The 23561-nt window shown below is 69.9% G+C and carries 25 protein-coding genes and 1 tRNA gene; 13 read left to right on the forward strand and 13 right to left on the reverse strand.

Annotation, left to right across the window (positions count from 1 at the left end; genetic code table 11):
* Positions 1-251 precede the first annotated feature (251 nt).
* The 7 genes from VM685_RS04570 (at position 252) to VM685_RS04600 (ending at position 7024) form a co-directional block, all read left to right on the forward strand.
* Positions 252-797, forward strand: a complete 546-nt coding sequence (locus tag VM685_RS04570; RefSeq protein ID WP_325458941.1) for a DUF4402 domain-containing protein — start codon at positions 252-254, stop codon at positions 795-797.
* 59 nt (positions 798-856) lie between these two features.
* A complete protein-coding gene (locus VM685_RS04575) occupies positions 857-1183 on the forward strand; it encodes a hypothetical protein (RefSeq protein ID WP_325458942.1) in 327 nt (108 codons plus the stop codon).
* Between the two features lie 112 nt (positions 1184-1295).
* On the forward strand, positions 1296-2582 hold the full coding sequence (locus tag VM685_RS04580; protein WP_325458943.1) for a SulP family inorganic anion transporter: 1287 nt from the start codon (positions 1296-1298) through the stop codon (positions 2580-2582).
* 56 nt (positions 2583-2638) lie between these two features.
* Positions 2639-3136, forward strand: coding sequence for a pyridoxamine 5'-phosphate oxidase family protein (locus tag VM685_RS04585; protein WP_325458944.1), 498 nt, complete (start codon positions 2639-2641; stop codon positions 3134-3136).
* A 311-nt stretch (positions 3137-3447) separates the two neighbouring features.
* Positions 3448-4131, forward strand: a complete 684-nt coding sequence (locus VM685_RS04590; RefSeq protein WP_325458945.1) for a Crp/Fnr family transcriptional regulator — start codon at positions 3448-3450, stop codon at positions 4129-4131.
* A 90-nt stretch (positions 4132-4221) separates the two neighbouring features.
* Positions 4222-6348, forward strand: a complete 2127-nt coding sequence (locus VM685_RS04595) for a M13 family metallopeptidase (RefSeq protein ID WP_325458946.1) — start codon at positions 4222-4224, stop codon at positions 6346-6348.
* 214 nt (positions 6349-6562) lie between these two features.
* Positions 6563-7024 (forward strand): hypothetical protein, encoded by a 462-nt coding sequence (locus tag VM685_RS04600; RefSeq protein WP_325458947.1) that lies wholly within the window; start codon positions 6563-6565, stop codon positions 7022-7024.
* Here the strand turns inward: VM685_RS04600 and VM685_RS04605 are convergent.
* A complete protein-coding gene (locus tag VM685_RS04605; RefSeq protein ID WP_325458948.1) occupies positions 6957-7424 on the reverse strand; it encodes an NUDIX domain-containing protein in 468 nt (155 codons plus the stop codon). The genes VM685_RS04600 and VM685_RS04605 overlap by 68 nt on opposite strands.
* 171 nt (positions 7425-7595) lie before the next feature.
* Here VM685_RS04605 and VM685_RS04610 point away from each other — a divergent pair, with 171 nt between their 5' ends.
* Positions 7596-7901 carry a UrcA family protein gene (locus VM685_RS04610; RefSeq protein ID WP_325458949.1) on the forward strand — a complete coding sequence of 102 codons (306 nt, stop codon included), beginning with the start codon at positions 7596-7598 and terminating at the stop codon, positions 7899-7901.
* Between the two features lie 166 nt (positions 7902-8067).
* Here VM685_RS04610 and VM685_RS04615 read toward each other — a convergent pair whose 3' ends face one another.
* Complete coding sequence (locus tag VM685_RS04615; RefSeq protein ID WP_325458950.1) at positions 8068-8550, reverse strand: RidA family protein; 483 nt, start codon at positions 8548-8550, stop codon at positions 8068-8070.
* Positions 8551-9047: 497 nt separating this feature from the next.
* Here VM685_RS04615 and VM685_RS04620 point away from each other — a divergent pair, with 497 nt between their 5' ends.
* Positions 9048-11711, forward strand: a complete 2664-nt coding sequence (locus VM685_RS04620) for a TonB-dependent receptor plug domain-containing protein (RefSeq protein WP_325458951.1) — start codon at positions 9048-9050, stop codon at positions 11709-11711.
* A gap of 71 nt (positions 11712-11782) precedes the next feature.
* Here the strand turns inward: VM685_RS04620 and VM685_RS04625 are convergent, their stop codons facing one another.
* Complete coding sequence (locus VM685_RS04625) at positions 11783-12328, reverse strand: GNAT family N-acetyltransferase (RefSeq protein ID WP_325458952.1); 546 nt, start codon at positions 12326-12328, stop codon at positions 11783-11785.
* Between the two features lie 264 nt (positions 12329-12592).
* Here VM685_RS04625 and VM685_RS04630 point away from each other — a divergent pair, with 264 nt between their 5' ends.
* Together VM685_RS04630 and VM685_RS04635 are read left to right on the forward strand one after the other, a co-directional pair.
* The gene (locus VM685_RS04630) at positions 12593-13723 is read left to right on the forward strand and encodes a calcium-binding protein (RefSeq protein ID WP_325458953.1); all 1131 of its coding nucleotides are present in this window, start codon (positions 12593-12595) and stop codon (positions 13721-13723) included.
* 51 nt (positions 13724-13774) lie between these two features.
* Positions 13775-14263 (forward strand): DUF421 domain-containing protein, encoded by a 489-nt coding sequence (locus VM685_RS04635; RefSeq protein ID WP_325458954.1) that lies wholly within the window; start codon positions 13775-13777, stop codon positions 14261-14263.
* Between the two features lie 9 nt (positions 14264-14272).
* On the opposite strand, the gene VM685_RS04640 is transcribed toward VM685_RS04635, so the two are convergent.
* From VM685_RS04640 to VM685_RS04650, 3 genes are all read right to left on the reverse strand, one after another.
* A tRNA-Gly gene (locus VM685_RS04640) sits at positions 14273-14347 on the reverse strand.
* A gap of 307 nt (positions 14348-14654) precedes the next feature.
* The gene (locus VM685_RS04645; RefSeq protein WP_325458955.1) at positions 14655-15182 is read right to left on the reverse strand and encodes an SMI1/KNR4 family protein; all 528 of its coding nucleotides are present in this window, start codon (positions 15180-15182) and stop codon (positions 14655-14657) included.
* On the reverse strand, positions 15179-15766 hold the full coding sequence (locus VM685_RS04650) for a hypothetical protein (RefSeq protein ID WP_325458956.1): 588 nt from the start codon (positions 15764-15766) through the stop codon (positions 15179-15181). The genes VM685_RS04645 and VM685_RS04650 overlap by 4 nt, the downstream gene beginning before the upstream one ends.
* A gap of 482 nt (positions 15767-16248) precedes the next feature.
* Here VM685_RS04650 and VM685_RS04655 point away from each other — a divergent pair, with 482 nt between their 5' ends.
* Positions 16249-17043 carry a tryptophan 2,3-dioxygenase gene (locus VM685_RS04655; protein WP_414693340.1) on the forward strand — a complete coding sequence of 265 codons (795 nt, stop codon included), beginning with the start codon at positions 16249-16251 and terminating at the stop codon, positions 17041-17043.
* 158 nt (positions 17044-17201) lie between these two features.
* Here the strand turns inward: VM685_RS04655 and VM685_RS04660 are convergent, their stop codons facing one another.
* From VM685_RS04660 to VM685_RS04685, 6 genes are all read right to left on the reverse strand, one after another.
* Positions 17202-18086 carry a TraB/GumN family protein gene (locus tag VM685_RS04660; protein WP_325458957.1) on the reverse strand — a complete coding sequence of 295 codons (885 nt, stop codon included), beginning with the start codon at positions 18084-18086 and terminating at the stop codon, positions 17202-17204.
* A 26-nt stretch (positions 18087-18112) separates the two neighbouring features.
* Complete coding sequence (locus tag VM685_RS04665; RefSeq protein ID WP_325458958.1) at positions 18113-18310, reverse strand: helix-turn-helix transcriptional regulator; 198 nt, start codon at positions 18308-18310, stop codon at positions 18113-18115.
* Between the two features lie 11 nt (positions 18311-18321).
* On the reverse strand, positions 18322-18744 hold the full coding sequence (locus VM685_RS04670) for a hypothetical protein (protein WP_325458959.1): 423 nt from the start codon (positions 18742-18744) through the stop codon (positions 18322-18324).
* A gap of 13 nt (positions 18745-18757) precedes the next feature.
* Positions 18758-18955: a hypothetical protein gene (locus tag VM685_RS04675; protein ID WP_325458960.1), complete on the reverse strand. Its 198-nt coding sequence runs from the start codon at positions 18953-18955 to the stop codon at positions 18758-18760.
* A gap of 83 nt (positions 18956-19038) precedes the next feature.
* Positions 19039-19917 (reverse strand): TraB/GumN family protein, encoded by an 879-nt coding sequence (locus tag VM685_RS04680; RefSeq protein WP_325458961.1) that lies wholly within the window; start codon positions 19915-19917, stop codon positions 19039-19041.
* Between the two features lie 42 nt (positions 19918-19959).
* Positions 19960-20982: a 2'-deoxycytidine 5'-triphosphate deaminase gene (locus tag VM685_RS04685; RefSeq protein WP_325458962.1), complete on the reverse strand. Its 1023-nt coding sequence runs from the start codon at positions 20980-20982 to the stop codon at positions 19960-19962.
* A gap of 310 nt (positions 20983-21292) precedes the next feature.
* Here VM685_RS04685 and metZ point away from each other — a divergent pair, with 310 nt between their 5' ends.
* Positions 21293-22477: an O-succinylhomoserine sulfhydrylase gene (gene metZ, locus VM685_RS04690; protein ID WP_325458963.1), complete on the forward strand. Its 1185-nt coding sequence runs from the start codon at positions 21293-21295 to the stop codon at positions 22475-22477.
* Positions 22478-22574: 97 nt separating this feature from the next.
* On the opposite strand, the gene VM685_RS04695 is transcribed toward metZ, so the two are convergent.
* Positions 22575-23492 (reverse strand): Hsp33 family molecular chaperone, encoded by a 918-nt coding sequence (locus tag VM685_RS04695; protein WP_414693341.1) that lies wholly within the window; start codon positions 23490-23492, stop codon positions 22575-22577.
* Between the last annotated feature and the right edge of the window lie 69 nt (positions 23493-23561).

Here is a 23561-nt window from a genome sequence, read left to right on the forward strand (position 1 = left end):
AGGCGATTTTGTCCCTGCGGTTGCGGGGGTAGCAGTAAATTCATGCCTCGGTTGCAGATTGGCGGAACAATCTGCGCCGTTTCAGCCCAAGCAACGGCGCCGCTGTTGCATTGCAGCGGACACAGGGGTATTGGCCGGAGCGAACAATGTTCAGTTTTGACACGGGAATCGTCAGGCGGAACCGGGCTTCCGATCTGAGCCAGTCCGTCACCGACCGAGTAGCTCCCGAGCGTCAGACCCGCAGGAACGAGATGAAGAACCTTCGAAACCTGGTCCTTGGAATGGTCGGGGCCGCCGCGGCGACCGCCATGGCGACCACCGCTTCCGCGCAGGCCTCGTCCAGCCAGGTCACCAATTCCACGGCCACCATCTTCCAGCCGATCCAGCTGACCAAGAACACCGACCTGTCGTTCGGCACCATCGTGCGCCCGACGTCCGGCTCCGGCTCGGTGACGATCAGCTCCACCGACGGCCAGCGGACCAACACCGGCGGCGTCGCCCTGCTGAACAGCGGGCCGAACGCGCCGTCCGGCCGGGCGACCTACACCGTCAGCGGCGAGGGCGGCCAGTCGCTGAACGTCAACATCCCGGCCAGCTTCTCCATGACCCGCACAGGCGGGTCGGAGACGATCACCGTGACGCTCGCCATGTCGGTGACCAACCCGCAGCTGCTGTCGGGCACCCTGGGCAACACCGGCAACCTGACCTTCGGGGTCGGCGGCTCGATCCCGGTGGCGGACAACACCCACTCGGGCGCCTACACCGGCACCTTCAACGTGGTGGTCGCCTACAACTAGCCGCGGGCGACCCCCGCCCGGCCGAAAACCGCCCCTCCGGTCCGCCGGAGGGGTTTTTCGTGCGCGCCAGGCAGGCTAGAGGGCGCGTCCTGTCGGAGGAGGCGCGCGTGTCGGGCGGCTGGGTGATCGGCGTGATGGTGGAGGCCGCAGGCCAGGCGGCCCAGCGGCACTACTTCGCCGTCGGCCACGACGACCGCGCCAAGGCCGAGTGGACCGCCGTGGACTGGGCGCTGCGCGAGGGGGCGGTGGCCTCGAGCCCGGTGGGCGGCCAGGAGCCGGTGCAGGCGCTCCGCCGCATCCCGCCGCAGAAGATGGGGCCGCTGGGCCTGAAGCCCGGCGAGGTCCGGCCGCTGGGCTGGCGCCATCCGCGGCGCTGGCTGTCCTGAGCGCTTCCGTAGCCCTACGGAGTGGCGAAATCCCCACCGGAGGCCTAGGTTAACGGCGAAGAAGGCCGTGTCCGCCATCCTGGGTCCGGCGTCATTCTGGACCTTGAAACCGATGCCCGACGCAGCCGCGCGGACGGCCTCCGCGAAGCTCTACCGCCCGAAGCTGGCCACCACCCTGGCCGAGGGCTACGGCCTGGACCACCTGAAGAAGGACGCCATGGCCGGCCTGACGGTGGCCATCGTGGCGCTGCCGCTGTCCATGGCCATCGCCATGGCCTCGGGCGTGTCCCCCGACCGCGGGCTCTACACGGCGATCGTCGGGGGCTTCCTGGTCTCCGCCCTCGGCGGCAGCCGGTTCCAGATCGGCGGGCCCGCGGGGGCCTTCATCGTACTGGTCTCGGCCACAGTGGCGAAGTTCGGGATCGAGGGCCTGATCCTCACCGTCTTCCTGTCGGGCGTGATGCTGGCGCTGCTGGGCCTCGTGCGGCTGGGCGGGCTGATCCGGCACATCCCGCACGCGGTGACCGTGGGCTTCACCGCCGGCATCGCGGTGACCATCCTGGCCAGCCAGCTGAAGGACCTCCTGGGGCTGAAGCTCGCGGGCGCGGAGCCCGGGCCGATCCTCGAGAAGCTGGCGGTGCTCGGCCAGGCGCTGCCTACCCTCAGCGTGGCCTCCGTGACGGTGGCGGCGACCGTCATCGTCGTGGCGCTGGGCCTGCGCCGCTGGCGCCCCGCCCTGCCCGGCATGCTGATCGCCGTGGCCGCGGCGACCGTGCTGGCGGCCCTGCTGCACCTGCCGGTGGAGACCATCGGCTCGCGGTTCGGCGGCATCCCGCACAGCCTGCCCGCGCCGCAGATGCCGGCCTTCACGCCGGAGCTGCTGATCGCCGTCCTGCCGGCGGCGCTGTCCTTCACCCTGCTGGGCGGGATCGAGTCCCTGCTCTCGGCCAAGGTGGCCGACGGGATGACCGGGCGCCTGCACCGCTCGAACATGGAGCTGGTGGCCCAGGGCGTGGCCAACGTCGGCTCGTCGCTGTTCGGCGGGATCGCGGTGACCGGCACGATCGCGCGGACCGCGACCAACATCCGGGCCGGGGCGGTGAGCCCGGTCTCGGGCGTGCTGCACGCCGCCTTCATCCTGGCCTTCATGCTGCTGGCCGCGCCGCTGGCGAGCTTCGTGCCGGTGGCGGCCCTGGCCGGCGTGCTGGCGGTGGTGGCCTGGAACATGGCCGAGAAGGAGGAGTTCCGCAGCCTGCTGCGCGAATGGCGGACGGCGGCGGTGGTGCTGGCCACCTTCGGCCTGACGGTGCTGCACGACCTGATGGCCGGCATCCTGGCGGGCTGCGCTCTGGCGGCGCTGTTCTGGGCGGCCTCGCGCCTGCGCCGGCGCCAGGCCTAGGAACCCCTGCGGAGCGGCGGGGTTTGAGGGGCGACGCTAAACCCAAGGAGCTCCCCATGGCCGACCACAACCAGGACCCCGCCGCTGTCGAACAGAAGCTGTGGAAGGAGATCGAGGACAGCCGCACCGGCATGCTGGGCCTGATGCGCGACGACCAGCACTTCCAGCCGATGACCGCCTTCGTGGAGCGCGACACCAACCAGATCTGGTTCTTCACCTACAAGGACACCGACCTCGCCGAGGCGGCGGGCCAGGGCGGCGGCCACGCCATGTTCGTCTACCAGGGCAAGGACATCCAGGCCTGCATCGGCGGCGAACTGACCGTCCGGCAGGATCCGGCGCGGATGGAGAAGTACTGGAGCCCGATCGTCGCGGCCTGGTATCCGGAGGGCAAGGACGACCCGCGCCTGACCATGCTGTGCCTGGACTGCCACGACGCCCAGGTGTGGGTCACCGAGGCCGGCCCGCTGCGCTTCGCCTTCGAGATCGCCAAGGCCAATGCGTCGAAGGCGCGGCCCGACCTCGGCGAGCGGACCAACCTCAACCTGCACTGACGCAGCCTCAAGTAGCGGCCGCCGGGGCCGGAGAGAAGAACTTCGGTCCCGGTCGTCCATCAAATGACAAGCTGGTCGTGATTCGCGGCCGTTTGCGGCAGCCAGCTATAGTTACGTCGCGTGCGCGACATTCGCCGTGGACCGGGAAATCACCGGATATCCACAGGCTCTATCTAGTTTTTCTGAGTTTTTGCCTTTCGCGCCATGCGAGTGTCGAGTTCTCGACAGTCTTTGATCACCGGCATCGATAACTTGAAACCCAAGCCCTACGGCGACGTTTCGTATCCCCGATGCAAAGGCTCCTATCCGCGTTGCGAAACCGTCTGCTCGCGTCGCTGTCCGCTGAAGACTACGGGCTGATCTCGCCCAGCCTCGCCCAGGTGGACCTGGAGCGGGGACGGCTGCTGTACGACCCCGGCGACGACATCGAAACCGTCTACTTCCCCCACGACGGGGTGATCTCCCTGATGACCCTGATGGAGAACGGCGCGGCCATCGAGAGCGCCACCATCGGACCGGAAGGCGCCCTGGGCCTGATGGCGGCGGTGTCGCCGCGCCAGTCGCTGTCGCGGGCCATCGTCCAGACGCCGGTGCGCGCGGCCCGGGTGAGCGCCGCGGCCCTGCACGACGCCTGGGAGAAGAGCCCGGCGATCCGCCGGCTGGTGGACCGCCACAGCGAGGCCCTGTTCGGCCACGCCATCCAGTCGGTGGCCTGCAACGCCCTGCACTCGGTGGAGGCCCGGTTCTGCCGCTGGCTGCTCACCTGCCACGACCGGATCTCCAACGACACGGTGGCGCTGACGCAGGAGTTCCTGGCCGACATGCTGGGCGTGCAGCGCACGACGGTGACCGCCGTCGCCCGCAGCCTGCAGGAGAAGGGCGTGATCCGGTACCGCCGCGGCGTGGTGGACATCCTCGACCGCAGCGTCCTCGAGGCCCTGGCCTGCGAGTGCTACTCGGCGATCAACCGCACCTACGAGCGGCTGCTGCCGTAAGGGGTTGATCGGGGACGGATTACCCCCATTGTTGCGCAGCAAGGCAGGCTGGACCTGCCAAAGCCCCTTCTGCGCATCCCGGGACCGTTCATGACCGCCGTTTCGCGAAATATCCTGCTTTCCGCCGCCGCCGCGGCCGCCCTGATGACCGGCGCGCCCGCCCTGGCCGCGGTCCACGACCACGCCTGCGCCGACCAGGCCTGCGAGACCGAGCTGCTGTTCCAGGAGGGCCAGTCCGGCGGCTCGGCCGAGGCCAGCCTGGTCTCGCCGAAGTACGGGACCTGGGGCTTCGACCGCTCCGGCATGGACACCTCGGCCGAGCCCGGCGACGACTTCTTCAAGTACGCCAACGGCGCCTGGGCCGAGCGCACGCAGATCCCGGCCGACCGCGCCCGCTACGGCAACTTCGACAAGCTGAGCGAGCTCTCCGAGAACCGCGTGCGGGCGATCCTGGAGGAAGCCGCCGCCGGCAAGCTCGCCGACCCTGACGCGGCCAAGATCGCGGCGGCCTACGCCTCCTTCATGGACGAGGCGACGGTGGAGAAGCTGGACGCCAAGCCGATCGCCCCGGCCCTGGCCGAGATCCGCAAGGTGAAGACCAAGGACGAGTTCACCGGCCTGATGGGCAAGGCCAACACCACCGGCTTCGCCTCGATCCTGCCGGTGTTCATCTCGATCGACGCCAAGGCGCCTACCCGCTACGCGGTGATGGCGGCGACCGGCGGGCTCACCCTGCCCGACCGCGACTACTACCTGGCTCCGTCGTTCGCCGAGAAGAAGGCCGCCTACCAGGCCTACGTCGAGAAGGTCCTGACGATGATCGGCTGGGAGGCCCCGGCCGCCAACGCCAAGGCCATCGTCGACTTCGAGACCCGGCTGGCCGAGGCGAGCTGGACGCGCGCCGAGCGCCGCGACCGGGACAAGACCTACAACCCCGCGACGCTCGCCGAGCTGCAGGCCCTGACGCCCGGCTACGACTGGAACCGCTACCTGGCCTCGACCGAGCTGCCGAAGGTCGACCGCTTCGTCGTCACCACCAACACGGCCTTCCCGAAGTTCGCGAAGATCTATGGCGAGACGCCGCTGCCGACGCTGAAGGCCTGGCAGGCGTTCCGGGTCGCCGACGACGCCGCGCCGCTGCTCTCGAAGCGCTTCGCCGACGCCGCATTCGAGTTCCACAACAAGACCCTGCAGGGCCAGCCCGAGCAGCGGCCGCGGTGGAAGCGCGCGGTCACCTTCACCAACGACGCGGTGGGTGAGTCCGTCGGCCGGGTCTACGTCGCCCGCTACTTCCCGCCCGAGAGCAAGGCGAAGATGGACGACCTGGTGGCCAACATCCGCACGGCCATGAAGGCGCGCATCGAGAAGCTCGACTGGATGGGCCCGGAGACCAAGGCGCGCGCGCTGGACAAGCTGGCCAAGTTCACCGTGAAGATCGGCTATCCGCAGGAATGGCGCGACTACTCGGCGCTGAGCCTCGACCCGAAGGACCTCTACGGCAACGCCCACCGGGCCGGCGCCTTCGAGTGGCGGCGCAACGTGGCGCGTCTCCACGGGCCGGTGGACAAGAAGGAGTGGGGCATGACCCCGCAGCGGGTGAACGCCTACTACAACTTCGCCAACAACGAGATCGTCTTCCCGGCCGCCATCCTGCAGGCGCCGTTCTTCGACCCCGACGCCGACCCGGCGATCAACTACGGCGGCATCGGCGGGGTGATCGGCCACGAGATCAGCCACGGCTTCGACGACCAGGGCCGCAAGTCCGACGGCGACGGGGTGCTGCGCGACTGGTGGACCGCCGAGGACGCGGCCAAGTTCAACGCCCAGGCGCAGAAGCTGGGCGCCCAGTACTCGGCCTTCGAGCCGCTGCCGGGCGCGAAGGTCAACGGCCAGCTGACCATGGGCGAGAACATCGGCGACATGGGCGGGCTCTCGCTCGGTCTCGACGCCTATCACGCCTCGCTGGACGGCAAGCCCGCGCCGGTGATCGACGGCTTCACCGGCGACCAGCGGGTGTTCCTCGGCTGGGCGCAGGTGTGGCGCCAGAAGCAACGCGACGACGCCCTTCGCCAGCAGGTGGTCTCCGACCCCCACTCGCCGTCCTACTACCGGGTCAACGGCACGATCCGGAACCTCGACGGCTGGTACACGGCCTTCAAGGTGAAGCCGGACGATTCGCTCTACGTGGCGCCCGTGGACCGCGTGCGCATCTGGTAGCGACCTGCGTTCTCCGGCCGGCGCCGCGGCCGGCCGGAGAGACGTGGTGAATCCAACCTTAAGGCGCGGAACCGCCCGCCCCCGCAATCGGAATGGTACGGCGCGTCGTCGCTGTGCGGGCCTGCCGCTTTCGCGGTGAACCTTCCGGCCCCTAGGGAGTTGTTGCCGACGGCGGAAGCTTGGCCGTCGGGTTCCCGACACTCCAGGGGGCGAAATGCGGATCGCAGCGCTACTCAGTCTTGGTCTTCTCGCAGGGTGCGCGACCACCTCCACGGTGGACGCCACGACGGCGCTCAGCGGGCGCGAGCTGGACACGGCGCTGAACCTCTACGGCCGCTGGGACGAGAGGATCGTGCTGGCCGACCGGCCGCACTACGTCTGGCGCCGCGCGGTCCTGCTGAACGGCCGGACCTACTACTGCGAGCTGCGCACCGAGGTGGCGTTCCGCAACACCATCAGCGCGGTGACGGTGGAGGGCTATCCCGCCGCCTGCTCGCTGTTCGAGGTGCAGTACAAGTCCGCCTACGACGCCAAGGCCACGCCGGAGCCGCCCAAGACCGCGATCGTCGCCGCCCGCAACTTCCGGCCCGTGGGCGGGGCGGACAGCGCTACGGGGGCCAGCCGAGACGCCTCAGCGCGTCCTCGAGAACAGGCCGCTGGCCTGCGTGGATCCTGACGCGCGCCTCGTCGGGCGCCAGATAGGCCGCCTGGTCCACCTCGGGGAAGGTCGCGCGGCGGCCTGAGCGCGGCGGCCACTCGATCTCGAACACATTGCTGCGCAGCCCGGTGAGGTCGAGGTCGGCCTGCACCAGCCAGGCGTGAATCCATTTGCCGCCCGGCGTGCGGCAGGGCGCGAGCGCCTGGGCCTCGCCCGAGACGGGCTGGCCGAGCTCCTCGGCGAATTCGCGGAGCGCCGCGGCGTAGAGGTCCTCGCCGGGCGCGGCGAGGCCCTTGGGGATCGACCAGGCGGCCTTGTCCTTGCCGCGCCAGTAGGGCCCGCCGGGGTGGACGAGCAGCACCTGCGGCCCGTCCGGCGACGGGCGCCAGGCCAGGACGCCGGCGCTCACCTCCGGCATGGCGGCTCCTGGCGGCTGGCGGTCGCGGGGGCGAAGATCATCGGCAGGACGAACGCTCGGTCGAGGGCGGCGGGTGCGTTTTTGTACGCCAGCGACTGAATTGCCCGGAAACGTAGCGGCCCGGGCCCCCCGCGCCTATCGTGAGGGCAACAATGCAAGCGGAGGAAGACGATGCGACATCTGATGCTCGGGACCCTCGCCCTGGCCCTGGCGCTGCCGGCGGGGGCGTCCGCCCGCGAGACGGCGGTGCGGTCCGGCGACCTTAACCTCGCCCAGGCCCGCGACGCCCAGCTGATGCTGCGCCGGCTGGACAAGGCGGCGCTGGAGGTCTGCGGCGCCTCCATCGTCAGCGTCGCCGACCAGCAGCGGGCGGTGCGCCGCTCGGCCTGCTACCGCGAGGCGATGGACGAGGCGGTGGCGTCCCTACGCGCGCCGGTGGTGATGGACCTCTACCGCGAGCGCGCGGCGGCGGATTGAGTCCACCTCGACGTGTCATCCCGGACGGCCGCAGGCCGATCCGGGACCCATGAACACCTGAGGTCGAGACTGGGATGAGGCGGCGACGCCGGGGCCAGCATCTGGGTTCGGCGCTCATGGGTCCCGGCTCTTCGCTTCGCTGCGGCCGGGATGACACACGATTGGATCAGGGCTTCTTCGCCGCCTGGACCTCGATCTCGGCGAGCATGCCGGGCTGGACGAGGGCGGCGACCTGGGAGGTGATCCGGGCCGGGCGGTTCTTCAGCGGGCCGTAGACGGCCATGTAGGCCTCCATCATGCCGGCGAAGTCCATGCGGCCCCCCTTGGCCGGGTCGCCGACGAGCAGGACGCGCATCATCACCACGTCCTCCCAGCCGTAGCCCTGAGCCTTCATGATCTCCTCGATCTGGCCGAGGATGCTGGCGACCTGGCCCTTGGTGTCGGCCCATTGCGGCGGCGTGCCCTGGGGCGCGCCGGCGTTCAGCGGCCGGGGCGTGATGCCGCTGACGTAGAGCATCTCCGACCCCGCAGGCACCTTCACCGCCCGCGAGATGGCCCCGTTGGTGGGATTGACGTGCAGGTTCTGCGCCTGGGCGGCGCCGGCGACGGCGAGGCTCAGCGCGAGCGCGGCGGTGACGGACTTCAGCATTCAGGAGTTCCCCCGAGGTTCAGGCGGCGGCGTACGGCGGCCGGCCTCGATCCATAGCCTCCGGCGCGGGCGTGCGGCGATCAAGCCGGCGCCGACCGCCCGGAAAGAACCTCACGCTGCAGGGCGCGGGCAGCCGCGCCCGGCCGGCGCCCGAAAAATGGTCGTCCGCCGCCGTCGGGCGCGGATCGCACGGCGCCGCGGCGCGCACGGTCGAGCTTTCGACGCGGACATCAAAAAAAGCCGAGGCCGGGTTTTCTTCACGCTCATCCAAATCGACGCAAAATTCAAAGACGACATTTCTGGATATAAAATAGTCAGCATTCCTTCTTCTGACCCAAATCCAAGCAGCTGCGAACAGTCGCCGCCAAATCCATTGACTCTGAACAGCTCTGGCCCGGTCCTGATCACGGGAAGACGGCCGCAACAGGACACGGGGAGTCCTGAATAGTGAAACGCGCGGTCGACCTTCTCTGCGAACAAGAAACGGGGGTTATCTCATGCAGACGAAGACGGGGCGGCGGCTTTGGCTCGCCGGTATCTCAGCTCTGGCGCTGGCGGGGGCCGGATCGGCCTGGGCCGAGGACGCGGACATCGACGAGGTGATCGTCACCGGCTCGCGGGCCGCGCCGCGCACGGCCATCGAGAGCGCGGTGCCGGTGGACAGCTTCAGCCAGGAGGACATCGAGTCGATCTCGGTCACGGACACCCAGGACCTGCTGAAGACGCTGGTGCCGTCCTACACCCTGACCCGTCAGCCGATCTCCGACGGCGCCACCTTCATCCGCCCGGCCTCCCTGCGCGGCCTGCCGTCGGACAAGACCCTGCTGCTCGTGAACTCCAAGCGCAGGCACCGCTCGGCCCTGGTGGTCACCGGCGGCTCCGGCGTGCAGGCGCAGGACGCCGCCCAGATCCCGGCCGCGGCGCTGAAGTCGGTGGAGGTGCTGCGCGACGGGGCCGGCGCCCAGTACGGATCGGACGCCATCGCAGGCGTGATCAACTTCATCCTCAAGGACGGTCCGGACGGCGGCAGCCTGCAGGTGCAGGCCGGGCAGTATTTCGAGGAGGACGGCGAGTCGATCATCGTCAGCGGCGCCAAGGGCCTGCCGCTGCCCAACAACGGCTTCGTCAACCTCGCCTTCGAGTACACCACCGAGCAGCCGACGGCCCGGACGCAGACCTTCTGCAACCGGGGCATTCCCAACCAGTCGGCGGGCTTCTGCATCCCGCTGTTCGCCACCGAGACCACCGGACCGGGCACGGCCTTCACGGCGGCCTACGCCCAGCAGGTGAACTACGCCGGCCTCTACCGGCGCATCCCGCAGAAGTGGGGCCAGCCGGAGGGGACGGCGACGCGGGTGTTCGTCAACTCGGCGATGGAGCTGGGGGTGGGCGAGCTCTACGCCTTCGGCAACTACAGCCGCAGCCACCAGAAGGAGGACTTCAACTACCGCAACCCGGTGGACGTGGGGGCCTCGACCAACAACCTCGACGACTATGTCCGGATGTCCAACGGCCAGCTGTTCCGGGCCAACCAGATCTTCCCGCTGGGCTTCACGCCCGAGTACTTCGGCACGGTCACCGACTATTCCATCGTCGGCGGCTACCGCGGCGAGGCCGGGGCCTTCGGCTACGACCTCTCGGCCCGGTACGGCTACGACAAGCTGCGCTACGACCTGGACGAGACGGTGAACTTCTCGCTGGGCGAGAAGAGCCCCACCGAGTTCCACCAGGGCGACCTGGTTTCCGACGAGGTCGCGCTGAACGCCGACCTGACCTACGAATGGGAGCCCGGCTTCACGGCGACGCCGGTGGCCGTGGCGTTCGGCGCGGAGTACCGCAAGGAAGGCTACGAGATCCGCGAGGGGGACATCCCCTCCTACATCGCCGGGCCCTACGCCATGCCCGACCCCTACGACTTCTGCACCAACGAGCCCGTGGTGGCGAACCGGACGCTTCGGCCCACCGCGCCGCAGAACGCCGGCATCGTCTGCAATTCCACGACCCAGGTGATCGACGGGCGGACGTTCACCAACCCGGTCTATGCGGTGCTGGGCGTGGGCTCGAACGGGGCGCCGGGCTTCCCGCCGCTCTACGCCGGTCGGCTGACGCGCAACTCCAAGGCCGCCTATGTCGACGTATCCACCGACCTGACGGAGCAGCTGTTCCTGCAGGCGGCGATCAGGGCGGAGGACTTCTCCGACTTCGGCTCGACGCTGGACTACAAGGTGGCCGCCCGCTTCGAGATCAACGACATGCTGGCGGTGCGCGGCTCGGTGGGCACCGGCTTCCGCGCGCCCACCACCGGCCAGAACTTCACCACCATCGTCTCCACCGTCGTGAACAACGGCCAGCCGGTGGCCCAGGGCCTGTTCCCGGCCTCCAACCCAGTGGCCCAGTTCCTGGGCGCCGAGGACCTGGAGCCCGAGACCTCGCAGAACGTCTCGTTCGGGGTGACCGCCCAGCCGATCGACGGCCTGACGCTGTCGGTGGACGCCTACTACATCGCCATCGACGACATGTTCTACGCGGTGACGCCGATCACCGTGACGCCGGCCCTGCAGTCGGCGCTGATCGCGGCCAACGTCCCCGGCGCCGACACCATCGGCCAGGTGAACTTCTTCCAGAACGCCTTCGACGCGAAGATCCAGGGCGTGGACGTGGTGGCCACCTACGCGGCCCTGTGGCCGAACGGGCAGTCCACCAACCTCAGCGCCGCCTTCAACTGGAACATGCCGATCGTCGACAAGGTGAAGGTGATCACCGACCCCTCGGGCGTGCAGCGGCGGTTCTTCGACGGCGAATACATCTACGACTTCAAGCATTCCGAGCCCCGCTGGCGCGGGGTGATGACGGCGATCCACAAAGCGGGGCCGTTCACCGGCGTGGCCAGGCTCAGCGTCTACGGGCCGTACAAGAACATGTTCAGCGCCACCAATCCGGCGATCCAGAAATGGGATCCGGAGGTGTTCCTCGACCTCGAGGGCAGCTGGGACGCGACGGAGAACACGACGCTGACGCTGGGGGTGCGCAACGTGTTCGACAACTACCCGACGCGCGACCTGATCGGCGAGTCGGCGACCAACGGGCGGATCTACCGCTCGGACATGATCGTCGACTGGCAGGGCGGGTTCTACTACGCGCGGGTCGGCGTGAACTTCTGACCCGCCCCTTGGTGTCAGGGTTCGCGTGAGCGGCGGGCGGGTCGAGAGGCCCGCCCGTTTCGCGTCCGGAGCTAGAGGTCCTTGGCCATGCGGACGAGCGGCACGCGCACGCCGCTGGAGGTCTCGACCTCGAAGGGCTCCACCTCCCGGTAGCCGCAGGCGCGGTAGAGCGGCAGCCCGCCGAGGGTGGCGGCGAGCTCGGCGGCGCGGAAGCCCTCCGCCCGGGCCGCGGCCTCGCAGGCGTCCAGGATCATCCGCCCCAGGCCGCGGCGGGCGAAGTCGGGATCGGTGTACATGGCCCGCACCCGGGCGGGCTCGAGCGCGGGGTCCAGCAGGGCGGCGCTGCGGCCAGAGGTGTGGTCGCCGCCGAACAGGGTGGCCCGGCGGCTCCAGCCGCCGCTGGCGGCGAGGCGGCCGTCCAGCTCCACGACGTAGTAGGTCGCGTCGGCGAGGAGCTGGGTGTCGAGCCCCATCACCTCGAACGACGCCTCGACCGCCTCCGGACTGAGGAACGGCTCCAGCAGCCGGCGGATCGAGCGGTCCATCAGCCCGCGCAGGGCCGCGGCGTCGGCGCCGGTGGCGGTCCGGAGGATCGGGGCGGAATTGGCGGCGCTCATCACGGCCACGTTTCACGCACCGCCGCCGCCCGGCAAGGCCCCAGCTGGGCCGTGAGGTAAACAAGCTTGGCACGGTCAACTTGACGCAGGTTTGCGGCGCCAGGCGCCACATTTGGGCCCGCGCACATCGCCATCCCTGAACGCGTCGAGCCGGGGGGCCCCTCCCTAACCAAACCTGCAAGCCGAAGCGCCGTCACCGCGGCGTTTCCCAAGCCGCGAGGCCGACGGGGGCGCGCGGCCTTTCCAGACAAAGGGTGATCGAGAATGAGCGCTGGAAGCTATTTCGACCTGCTGCGCGCATTGGGCCAGAACGAGTCGGGCAACAACTACGCCTTCGTGAGCAGCGTGGGCTATCTCGGGCGGTTCCAGTTCGGGGAAGAGGCCCTGAAGGCCATCGGCTTCTACGAGGGCAACGACGGCACGGGGGCCATCGACTTCATCGGCCGCTGGACGGCCAAGGCGGCCAGCTACGGGGTCCATGACAAGGCCAGCTTCCTCGCCTCCCCGGCCGCCCAGGACGCGGCCCAGCAGGAGTGGTTCCTCAACATCCACAACGACCTGAAGGCCCTCGACCTGGTGAAGTACGCGGGCCAGTGGGTGGACGGCGGCCAGGTGACCATGTCGGGCCTGATCGCCGGCGCCCACCTGGTGGGGGTCTGGAACCTGAAGGACTACCTGAGCTCCAACGGCGCCATGAACATGCGCGACCCGTACGGCACGCCGGTGTCGGACTATGTGAAGAAGTTCGCCGGCTACGACACGCCCTTCTCCGGCTCCCCGTCACCGTCGCCGACGCCGGGCCCGGTCGCGGTGGGGGGCGGGCCCACGGCGGGCGACGACGTCCTGGTGGGCGGCGACGGCCATGACGTGCTGCACGGCCAGGACGGGCGCGACAGCATCTCCGGCGGCGGGGCCTTCGACGACCTGCACGGCAATGCGGGCGACGACACCGTCTCCGGCGGCGGCGGCCACGACTGGGTGGTCGGCGGCCGCGACCAAGACCTGCTCGACGGCGGCGACGGCGACGACGTGGTGCTGGGCAACATGGGCAATGACACCGCCGCCGGCGGCTGGGGCGCCGACGTGGTGCGCGGCGGCCAGGGCGACGATTCCGTCTCCGGCGGCGAGGGCGCCGACTGGCTGTCGGGCGACCGCGGCTTCGACTTCCTGTCGGGCGGCGCGGGCGCGGACACCTTCCACGTGTTCGCCGACGCCGGCAGCGACCGGGTGCTGGACTTCAACGTCTGGGAAGGCGACCGGGTGAACGTCCTGCCGGGCAGCCACTACACGGTGGCCCAGGTGGGCGCCGACACGGTGGTGAGCGTGGACGGCGGGGCCCAGCTCACCTTGGCGGGCGTCCAGCTCTCGTCGCTCGGCGACGGCTGGATCTTCTAGGGTCCGGTCGGGCGTTAGGGCGGGGACAGCCATCCCCGCCCGGAGACGCCCATGGACCTCGCCGACCTCCACCTCCTCCTGGGCCGCCAGGACGACATCACCTGGTGGCAGATGTCGATCCGGGCGGCGCTGATCTTCCTGTTCGGCCTGGCGCTGGTGCGCATGGCCAGCAAGCGGGTGTTCGGCAAGTGGGGCGCCATCGACATCATCCTGTCGGTGATCATCGGCTCCAACCTCAGCCGGGCCCTGACCGCCAGCGCGCCGCTCTGGGAGACCTTGGCGGCGACCGCGGTGCTGGTCGCCCTGCACGCCAGCCTCGCCTGGGCCTCGGCGCGGCTGCACTGGCTGGGGCCGCTGGTGAAGGGCCAGCCCTGCCGCATCGCCGCCGACGGGCGCTTCGACGAGGCGGAGCTGCGCCGCCACGGGGTCGGCCGCCACGACGTGGAGGAGGCCCTGCGCGAAGCCGGCCTCTCCAGCCCCGACGGCGTCGCCGAGGCCTGGATCGAGCGCAACGGCAAGATCAGCGTGATCAAGAGGTGAGGGAGAGGTTGGAGCGGGTGAGGGGAATCGAACCCCTGACATTCAGCTTGGGAAGCTGACGTTCTACCTCTGAACTACACCCGCGAAGGCCGGCGGTTTCAACCGCTTAGGGCCGGAGAGTCAAGGCCGCGGACGGCGCCGGCGGAGATGACGTAGCGCGTACGTAGCATCGGCGAGCGACGGAGGCGATGGGGAACCTGGCCGGCCGCGGTCGGAAGGCGGGGCGGGTCGCACTCCTCAAGGTTATCACGCCTTGGCTCGCCCAGGCGCGCCTTCAAAGCAGCGCAAGCGCTCCTGCCTGTCGCTGGCAGGGCCGTGCCGCTCCCGCTTGGATAGGCGTCGACGATCGCGAGCAGCCCGTTAACGAACGGTGATAGCCTATGCGCCCCCCTCAACCTGCATTCCAGATTGCGGGCGCACGGGGGCATCGTTCCAAATCGGGGTCGACCTTCAACTCCCACTGAGGCGGCCACCCTTCCGTGTAAGCTCGATCCTTGTCCGCCAAGAGGAGCATGAAAGCACCTAGGGAAGAGCCAGCTGCCCATTCGGGCTCTTTGAACCCGCTCTCGTGATCGAAAAAGTAGACCGCCGGTGTCTCGACACAGGCCGTCAGGTCCAATCCGTAAAGATTGCCACATCCATCATCGAAAACTGGCACCGCCTCGGCGTGCAACAGGGCCGTGACTATCGACGATGGCGAGCGCCACCCCACCCAATCGTTCCACTCGGGCACTTGAGCGTAGAACGCTCCCAAGGTGGCCACCCGCTCCCTATAGAAGGCAATCAGATCTGGCGGCAGATCACGGCCCAGGAGGCTTCCCACGTGCTCGATGATCCGCTCGGAATGATCCTTGGAGTCGCGTGTAAGGAGACCGCGCCGCTCAAGGTCCAAAGCCGCTTCTGCGACGGGTACTCTCACCTGGGCCCTCCCTTGCCCGGCGGCCTGTTCGATCGTGGCACATCGGCGCGGCGGATGTAGGGCTCGACCATACGGTCAATACGTAACTTCGCCTGCATCAGTTCAGCCTGGGTGGGCATACGGCCCTTCAGCTGCTTGCCGAATTCCGTCCACTCGCGCGATGCAATGGCGTGCGCCTCCTTCCGCAGACCCCAGAGATTTGCCAAGCGATTGGGATCGGCTCCGGGCTTTAGGTGGGCATACTCAAGCGGATCGCTATGATGAACCTCTGCCCGCATCCTGCTTGCCGGGATGCCATTCGCCTGCGCATACCTGATCCGCGCCTGCTCCCTTAATGTAGCCTTGGCGTCTCGCGACAGCGCTTTGGGCGTCAGTTGGCCGCCCCGCTGCCAAGCCTCTCGCGCAACGAAGGCCAGCGGCGGACCTGCCACTACTGCGCCCCTACCGGCAAGCGCCGCAGCACCGCCCGCACCTAGCGCCAGAGCCACCGGACCCAGCGCAGGCGCGGCCATCCAGCTGTTCTGGTCGGCGATCTTGCGCCGCGTCGCTGCGAACTCAGCCTGCTGACGACGCAGTTCCGCCAAGTCGCCGGGCGGTGGTGCGTAGAGCGCGCTGTACTGAGTGCCGCGAGGTTGCCCCCCGCCCGGAGCTGGCGCTACAGCGCGCGACCTCATGGATTGGTTATAAGCCGCGCTACGCGTTTGAGCGCCCAGCACCACAACATCCGTTGGTCGTGCGGCCGAGTAATTTTGGCCCGTCCGGGTCGATGCAGACCACTTCTCCTGGCCCGCCGCGTAGTTGACTTGGCGGCGGGCTTGCTCCGACTCTCGTCGAGCGACGAATTCATCCATGGTTTCAGGCGCGCGCGAGCGCGCCAGCTGAGCGCCGGCCATCAGTCCCCCCAGAGTTTGTCAGAGCGCTCAGAGGTGGGCTGAACCCGCGCATATTCCTCCAGCGCACGGCTATTATGGCTCAGCTGCGTGAGGTAGTCAAGAACAAACCAGGAACATTCCGAGGCGGACCTCGAAGGTTCCAGGAGGGCGTCTGCGCGGCGTAGGGTCCGGGCATGTCAGACCAACCCATGACCTATGCGCGCTATCTCGCGCTGGACGAGCTGCTGGCGGCGCAGAAGCCGCTGAGCGACCGGCACGACGAAGTCCTGTTCATCGTGATCCACCAGACCAAGGAGCTGTGGCTCAAGGAGATCATCCACGAGGTGAAGCTGGCCCGGCGGCTGATCGCGGCGGGCGACCTGGAGCCGGCCTACAAGGCGCTGGCGCGGGTGTCGCGGATCCAGACCATCATGACCCTGTCGTGGGACGTGCTGGCGACCATGACGCCGGCCGACTACCTCAGCTTCCGCGGCAGCCTGGGAACCAGCTCGGGCTTCCAGTCGCACCAGTTCCGCGAGCTGGAGTACCTGCTCGGGCTGAAGGACGAGAGCTTCCTGCGCTTCCACGCCGAGCGGCCGGCGGCGCTGGCCGACCTGAAGGCCGCGCTGGAGGCCCCCAGCCTCTACGACCTGGCGATCGCCCAGCTGGCGGCCCGGGGCCTTTCCGTGCCCGAGGCCGTGCTCAAACGCGACGTCTCTCAGACCTACGCCCCCTCCCCGGCCGTCGAGGACGCCTGGCTGGAGGTCTACCGCGACACCAAGGGCCACTGGGAGCTCTACCAGCTGGCCGAGAAGCTGGTGGACCTGGACGACGCCCTGCTGACCTGGCGGCACAAGCATGTGCTGACCGTGGAGCGGATCATCGGCGGGCGGCCGGGCACCGGGGGCACGGAGGGCGTGGGCTACCTCGCCCGGACGCTCACCCGGCGCGCCTTCCCGGAGCTGTGGAGCCTGCGCACGCGGCTGTAACCAGGGCTGTCATCCCGGAAGCCGGGCAGCGGCTATCCGGGATCCATGATCACGGCGCGCAGAGGGCAGGCGTGGTGTCGACGCCGCGTCCGACCCGGAGATCACGGCGCGTATGGGTCCCGGTCTTCGCTGCGCGAAACCGGGATGACACCGGATAGCTACTGCCGCTCCACCCGCAGGCCGCGCTTGGCGAGCTGGGCCTGGACGCTGTCGGGGCCGACGAGGTGGCCCGCGCCGACGGCGACGAAGCTGACGCCGGAGCCCTGCAGCTTCGTCTCGAGCTGGCGGGCCCAGTCCTCGTTCCGCTGCACGACGACGAGCCGGTACATGTGCGGATAGTCGCGGCGGGTCTCCTCGACGAACTCCTTCTCCAGCGCCGCCTGGTCGCCGGCCGCCCAGGCGGCCACCATGCGGTCGAGCTGGGCCGGCCCCTCGGCGACGTCGTCGAGGGTGGCGCTGAGCAGGTCCACCTCCACGTCCCGCGGCATGTCGGCGAAGAAACGGAGCTGCTGCTCCAGGGTCTCGAGAGAGCCGAGTTGCTTGCCCGCGGCCTTGGCCTCGGCGGTGAGCACGGTCTCGACCCCGCTCTTGGCGTCGTAGCCGGCCTGGACGATGGGGAGCACCGCCAGGGTCAGCGCCGCGAGCCAGGGGCGCATGGGCTCCATGGCGCCGTCGGGCAGGCCCATGGACTTCGCCGCCGCGGCCAGCCTCGGCCGGTCCGCCTCGGGGAGCTTGGCGGACAGCGAGGCGCCGGGATCGACGCCATAGCGGGCGATGAGCGGCTGGACGGCCTTGGGATCGTCGGCCCCCAGCACCTCCAGGACCAGTTCCCCGCTCTGACCTAGGGCGGCGGCCACCTTCGGCGAGCGCCACTCCGTGCCGGGCTTCAGCACATGGACCGTGCCGAACAGGTAGATGGTGGAGTCCGCGTCCTTCAGGGCCCAGAGCGCGGGCTCGGCGGCAGCCGGCGAGGCGGCGACGAGGGCCAGGGCGGCGGCGGCGGCGGCGAGGCGGCGGACGCCGCGGGAGAGAGACGACAGCATGGCGGGGTTCCTGTCCGGAGGCGCGCTCAGGCGGCCTCGTCCTCGAAGATGGATTCGATCGGCAGGTCGAAGACCCGGGCGATCTTGAAGGCGAGCGGCAGGCTCGGGTCGTACTTGCCGGTCTCGATGGCGTTGACGCTCTGGCGCGAGACCTGGAGGCGCTCGGCAAGGTCGCCCTGGCTCCAGTTGCGCTCCGCGCGGAGCACCTTGAGGCGGTTCTTCATCGCGAACGCTCCTAGCGCTTGGAGATCCACCAGCCGACCCAGACCAGGAGATAGCCGACGAGTTGGGCCGAGATGACGAGGATGGCGCCCAGCGCCACGAAGGACTCGGGCGTCGTGCCGCCGTGGAGGCCGGTGGTGATCAGGCCGCCATCGCTCCGCTCCAGGAGCATCAGGCCGACCAGCCCCACGAGCATCCCGAAGGAGGCGCCCCAGTACCAGGCGGTCTTGTGCGCGTCGCGGGCGACCTCGTCGAGCATGCGCCACCACATGACCGAGGCGACCAGGGCGGTGATCACGGGGATGGAGAACCAGAGGGCGAACTGCAGCGGCTGGTCGGCGTCGACGAAGCGACGGGTGGCCAGGCCGATCGCCAGGCCCACGGCCACCGCGGCGAACGGGATGACGCCGCGCCGGAAGCTGGAGGTGAGGAACATCGGGGGTCCTTCTTCAGAAGCGCTCGGCGGCCAGGCGGCCAGCCAGCGGCAGGAGGGTCTGGGAAGCGGCGGCGAGCAGGCGCGGGGCGTCGGCCACGGCCGCGAAAGCCGGTGGGCGGAGCAGCAGGGCCGCGCCGGCCAGGGCGTAGGTCGCGAGCGCGGCGAAGGCCACGACGGCGACCATGGCCCAGATCGATACGCGGCGCGGCATGGAAAGCTCCCTTGTCTAGGTGACAAGGAAACATGACATCGCGGTGGTGTCAAGCGTCCATGACAGAATGTCGGGCGTGCTTGCTACTGCACCCGCTCGACGGCGAAGCCGCGGGCGGCCAGGAGGGTCGGCAGGCCGTGCTCGCCGACCATGTGCAGGGCGCCCACATTGACCAGTTCCACGCCGGCGCCGGACATCTCGCCGGCGAGCTGCTCGGCCCACTGCAGGTTCCGGCGCCTCAGCAGCGCCTCGTAGAGGCCGGGGTTCTGGTCGCGCAGCTCGCCGACCAGGGCGGGGCCCAGGCGCGCCAGATCGCCGGCCGCCCAGGCCTGCTCCAGCGAGGCCACGGGACGCAGGGCGAGCCGCGGGCCTCCGGAGCGCTGGCGGATCACGTCGCAGAGGTACTGCAGCTCGGCGGGCTCGGAGAGGCCGGCGAACAGGCGGGCCTGGTCCTCCAGGGTCTCGAAGGCCCGGACCGTCTTGGCGGTGCGGCGGGCGGCGCGGGTGACGGTCATGTCGGCGCCGGCCTCGACCCGGGCGCCCCGCTCCAGCATCGGCTGCATGGAGAGCATCAGGGCCGCGGCCCAGGGCCGGAGGTGGTCGATGCGGGCCACGTCCACGTGGCGGCTGAGCGCAACCAGGTCCTGCGGCGGCAGCTTGCGCGACAGCGGCCGGTCCGGGTCCTTGCCGTAGGTCTCCAGGATGCGGCCGATGGTTCGCGGGTCGGCGGTGTCGAGGTCGGCCTCGAACCAGACCGTCCCGGCGCGGGCCAGGGCGGCGTCATAGACGGGCGTGCGCCAGCGGGTGGCCGGGTCGAGGGCGTGCAGGGTGCCGAAGAGATAGATCTCGCTGTCGGCGTCCCTGACCACCCACAGCGCGGGGGCGGCGGCCGCGGCGCCGGCGATCGAAAGCCCGGAGATCAGACCGGCCGCCGCCAGGGCGGCCCTGCGAAGCCAACGCACTCGACACGCTCCCCCTCGGGTGGGGAAGGCTTCTCGCGCGCCCTATTCGCCCCACACCCTGAAGTGCTTGGATAGCTTGAGGCCCTGGCGCTGGTAATGCGACCCGAGGTCACCGTAGAGGCGCGTGGGCCGCTCGGTCAGCGGCTCGTAAACCAGGCGGGCGACCGTCTGGCCGTCCTCCAGGATGAAGGGCGTCTCGTGGCTGCGGACCTCGAGCACGCCGCGCGAGCCCTTGCCGTGCGCCTCGTCCGTGCCGAAGCCGGGGTCGAAGAAGCCCGCGTAGTGGACCCGGAACTCGCCCACCGAGGGGTCGATGGGGGTCATCTCGGCGGCCTCCAGGACGGGGATCTCCACCGCCTCCTTGGACGCCAGGATGTAGAACTCGCCCGGATCGAGCAGCAGCTGGCCGTTCTGCGGGATCAGCGGCTCCCAGTAGAGGCGCGGGTCGTGGCCGTCGACGTGGTCGAGGTCGACGACGGGGGCGTGCCGGCGGCCGCGGAAGCCCGCCACCTCGCCGGTGAGGTCGACGCCGACGCTCTCGGTGCGCAGCCTCGGCGGATCGCCGCGCTTCAAGCGCAGCTGGTTGAGGCGGGTGCCGCGGCGGACCAGGACCGAGAAGGTCTGGGGCGCGATCTCGATGTAGGTGGGGCCGCGGTAGCCCTCGACCACGTCGTCGAAGGCCGGTCCGCCGTCGGAGAGCAGGCGCACGAAGACGTCCACCCGGCCGGTGGAGCTCTTCGGATTGGCCCGGGCCGAGACGCCGGGCGGCAGGGCCAGCCGCTCCTGCAGCTCGGCGATGTAGACGCAGCCCTTCTCCAGCACCGCGCCGCGGGTCAGGTCGAGCTCGTGCATGGCCACGTCGGCGATGCGCTGGGCGACCGTCTGGCCGAGCCTCGGCAGGAAGGAGGCCCGCACCCGCCAGCACCGGGCGCCGAGCCGCAGGTCGAGGCTGGCCGGCTGGACCTGGTCGTCGTCGAAGCGGTCTTCGGTGAGGATCGCGCCCTGGTCGATCAGGGCGTCGATGGACTGGCAGGGCAGGATGCCCGGGCGGCTGGGTTCGCTCATGGGCGGCGAAGCCTTAACGCGGAACGGGAGTCTTGCAAGGCTTCTCCCCCGTTCTTCGCGGGGAACCGGTGGGCGAGGCGTTGGGGACGGCGAAGCCGTCAGGTTGACCACGAACCACACGAACCACGAGAGCCGCTGAGAGCCCGGCGCATCGACGGCGATGTTCGTGTCGTTCGTGTGGTTCGTGGCTTCCGTGCGCGGCTGCGCGCGCTCCAGGCGGCAGGAGAGCTGGGCGTGGGTTCAGCAACGCTCGCCTTGACGACGACCCCTCGCCTGCCGTTCATGCCGCACCGCCGAAGGAGGGTGCGTCATGGCTGAAGATCCGCGCGACTGGGAAGAAGCGACCCGGGCCGTCCGCGGGGGCATGGCGCGAACGCCCTATGGGGAGATCTCCGAGGCGCTGTTCCTGACCCAGAGCTTCGCCTACGGGAGCGCGGGCGCCGCCGACCGCCGGTTCTCGGGCGAGGACCCGGGCTTCATCTACCAGCGCTTCGGCAACCCCACGACGCAGGTTTTCGAGGACCGGCTGGCGCTGATGGAAGGCGCCGACGTCTGCCGGGCGACGGCGTCGGGCATGAGCGCCGTGCATGTGGCGCTGATGGGCCTCCTGAAAGCCGGCGACCACCTGGTGGCGGGCCGGGCGCTGTTCGGCTCCTGCCGCTGGATCATCTCCGAATGGCTGCCGAGGTTCGGCGTCGAGGCGACCTATGTGGACGCCACCGACCTGGAGGCCTGGAAGGCCGCCGTGCGGCCGAACACCCGCGCCTTCCTGGTGGAGAGCCCGGCCAATCCGCTGCTGGAGGTGACCGCGATCGGGGCGGTGGCCGAGATCGCGCACGCGGCCGGCGCACGGCTGATCGTCGACAATGTGTTCGCCACGCCGGTCTTCCAGAAGCCGCTGGCCCTGGGCGCCGACGTGGTCGTCTATTCCGCCACCAAGCACATCGACGGCCAGGGCCGGGTGCTGGGCGGGGCGATCCTCGGCGGGACCGAGCTGATGACCGAGGCCTACAAGGACCTGCTGCGCCACACGGGGCCGGCGCTGTCGCCGTTCAACGCCTGGGTGCTGCTGAAGGGGCTTGAGACGCTGGAACTGCGCGTGCGCCGGCAGACCGAGAACGCCGGCCGCGTGGCCGACGCGGTGGCGGCCTCGGGCAAGGTGCGCCAGACCGTCTACTGCGGCCGGCCGGACCACCCGCAGGCGGCGATCATCGCCAACCAGATGACCGGCGGCGGCAATGTCATCGCATTCGACCTCGGGAGCCGGGAGGCCGCCTGGCGGTTCCTCGACGCGCTGCAGATCGTCGACATCTCCAACAACCTGGGCGACGCCAAGTCGATGGCCACCCACCCGTCGACCACCACCCACCGATCCATGCCCGAAGCCCAGCGGCTGGAGATCGGCCTCACCGAGGGCTGGGTGCGGATGAGCGTCGGCCTGGAAGGCGCCGGCGACCTCGTGCGCGACGTCTCCCGGGCGCTGGACGCGGCGTAACTTCCCTTCCCGCGGCGCGGGAAGCGGGACCGTCGGCCGAGCCGCAGGCGAAGAGCGGATGGTCCCCCTCTCCCACTGGGTGGGAAAGGAAGATCGGCTACGCCGCCTCGCCGAGCTTTTCCGGCTCCACGGCGTAGACGCGGCTGCAGTACTCGCAGGTGACGTGGATCTTGCCGTCGGGCTCGACCATGTCCTCGCGGTCGGCGGCGGGGAAGGACTTCAGCACCGTCTCGATCCGGTCCTGCGAGCAGCGGCAGAAGGCGCGCAGCGGCGTCGAGCCGAACACGCGGACGCCGTCCTCGTGGAAGAGGCGGAACAGCAGGTGGTTGGACGAGAGCAGGCTGTCGATCAGCTCGTCCTCGCCGATCGTCTCGAACAGCGCCTGGGTGCGGTTCCAGGCCTCGGCGGTGGAGCCGCGGGCGTCGTCCTCGGCGATGTTCTGGATCAGCACGCCGCCGGCCCGCCACTTGGGGCCCTCGCCGTCGTTGGCCTGGCCGACGGCCAGCCGCACGCGGGTGGGGGTCTGCTCGGACTGGGCGAAGTACTGCTCGGCGCAGAGCGCGAGCGTCTCGCCTTCGATGGCGGTGACGCCCTGGTAGCGGTCCATGTCCGGACCCTGGTCCACGGTCATCAGGAAGATGCCGTCGCCCAGCAGCGAGCGCGCGCCGGGGCGCACGAAGCCCTCGGACGCGGCGGCCACCTCGTCGGGGTCGAAGCGGCAGTAGCCGCGCAGGCCGCCGGAGGTGTCGTAGTCGGCCACCACGTAGCGCACCGGGCCGGAGCCGCGGGCCTCGACGATCAGGCGGCCGTCGAACTTCAGGTTGGAGCCCACGAGCGAGGCGAGCGCGCAGGCCTCGCCCAGCAGGTTGGCGACGGCCTCGGGATAGTCGTGGGCGCGCAGGATCTCATCGACCGCGGGGCCGAGGCGGGCGAGGCGGCCGCGCACGGGCTCGCCCTCGATCTGGAAGGCGCCGACCAGGTCGTCGGGTACGGAAGGCGTAATCATCGGCCCCATATAGGAAGACGATTCCAGGTTTCGAGCTTCGCGCTAACGGCCGGCTCCGGCGATGGGCCGGATGGCCGC

It is taken from the genome of Phenylobacterium sp., from assembly GCF_035539035.1.
GTDB lineage: Bacteria > Pseudomonadota > Alphaproteobacteria > Caulobacterales > Caulobacteraceae > Phenylobacterium.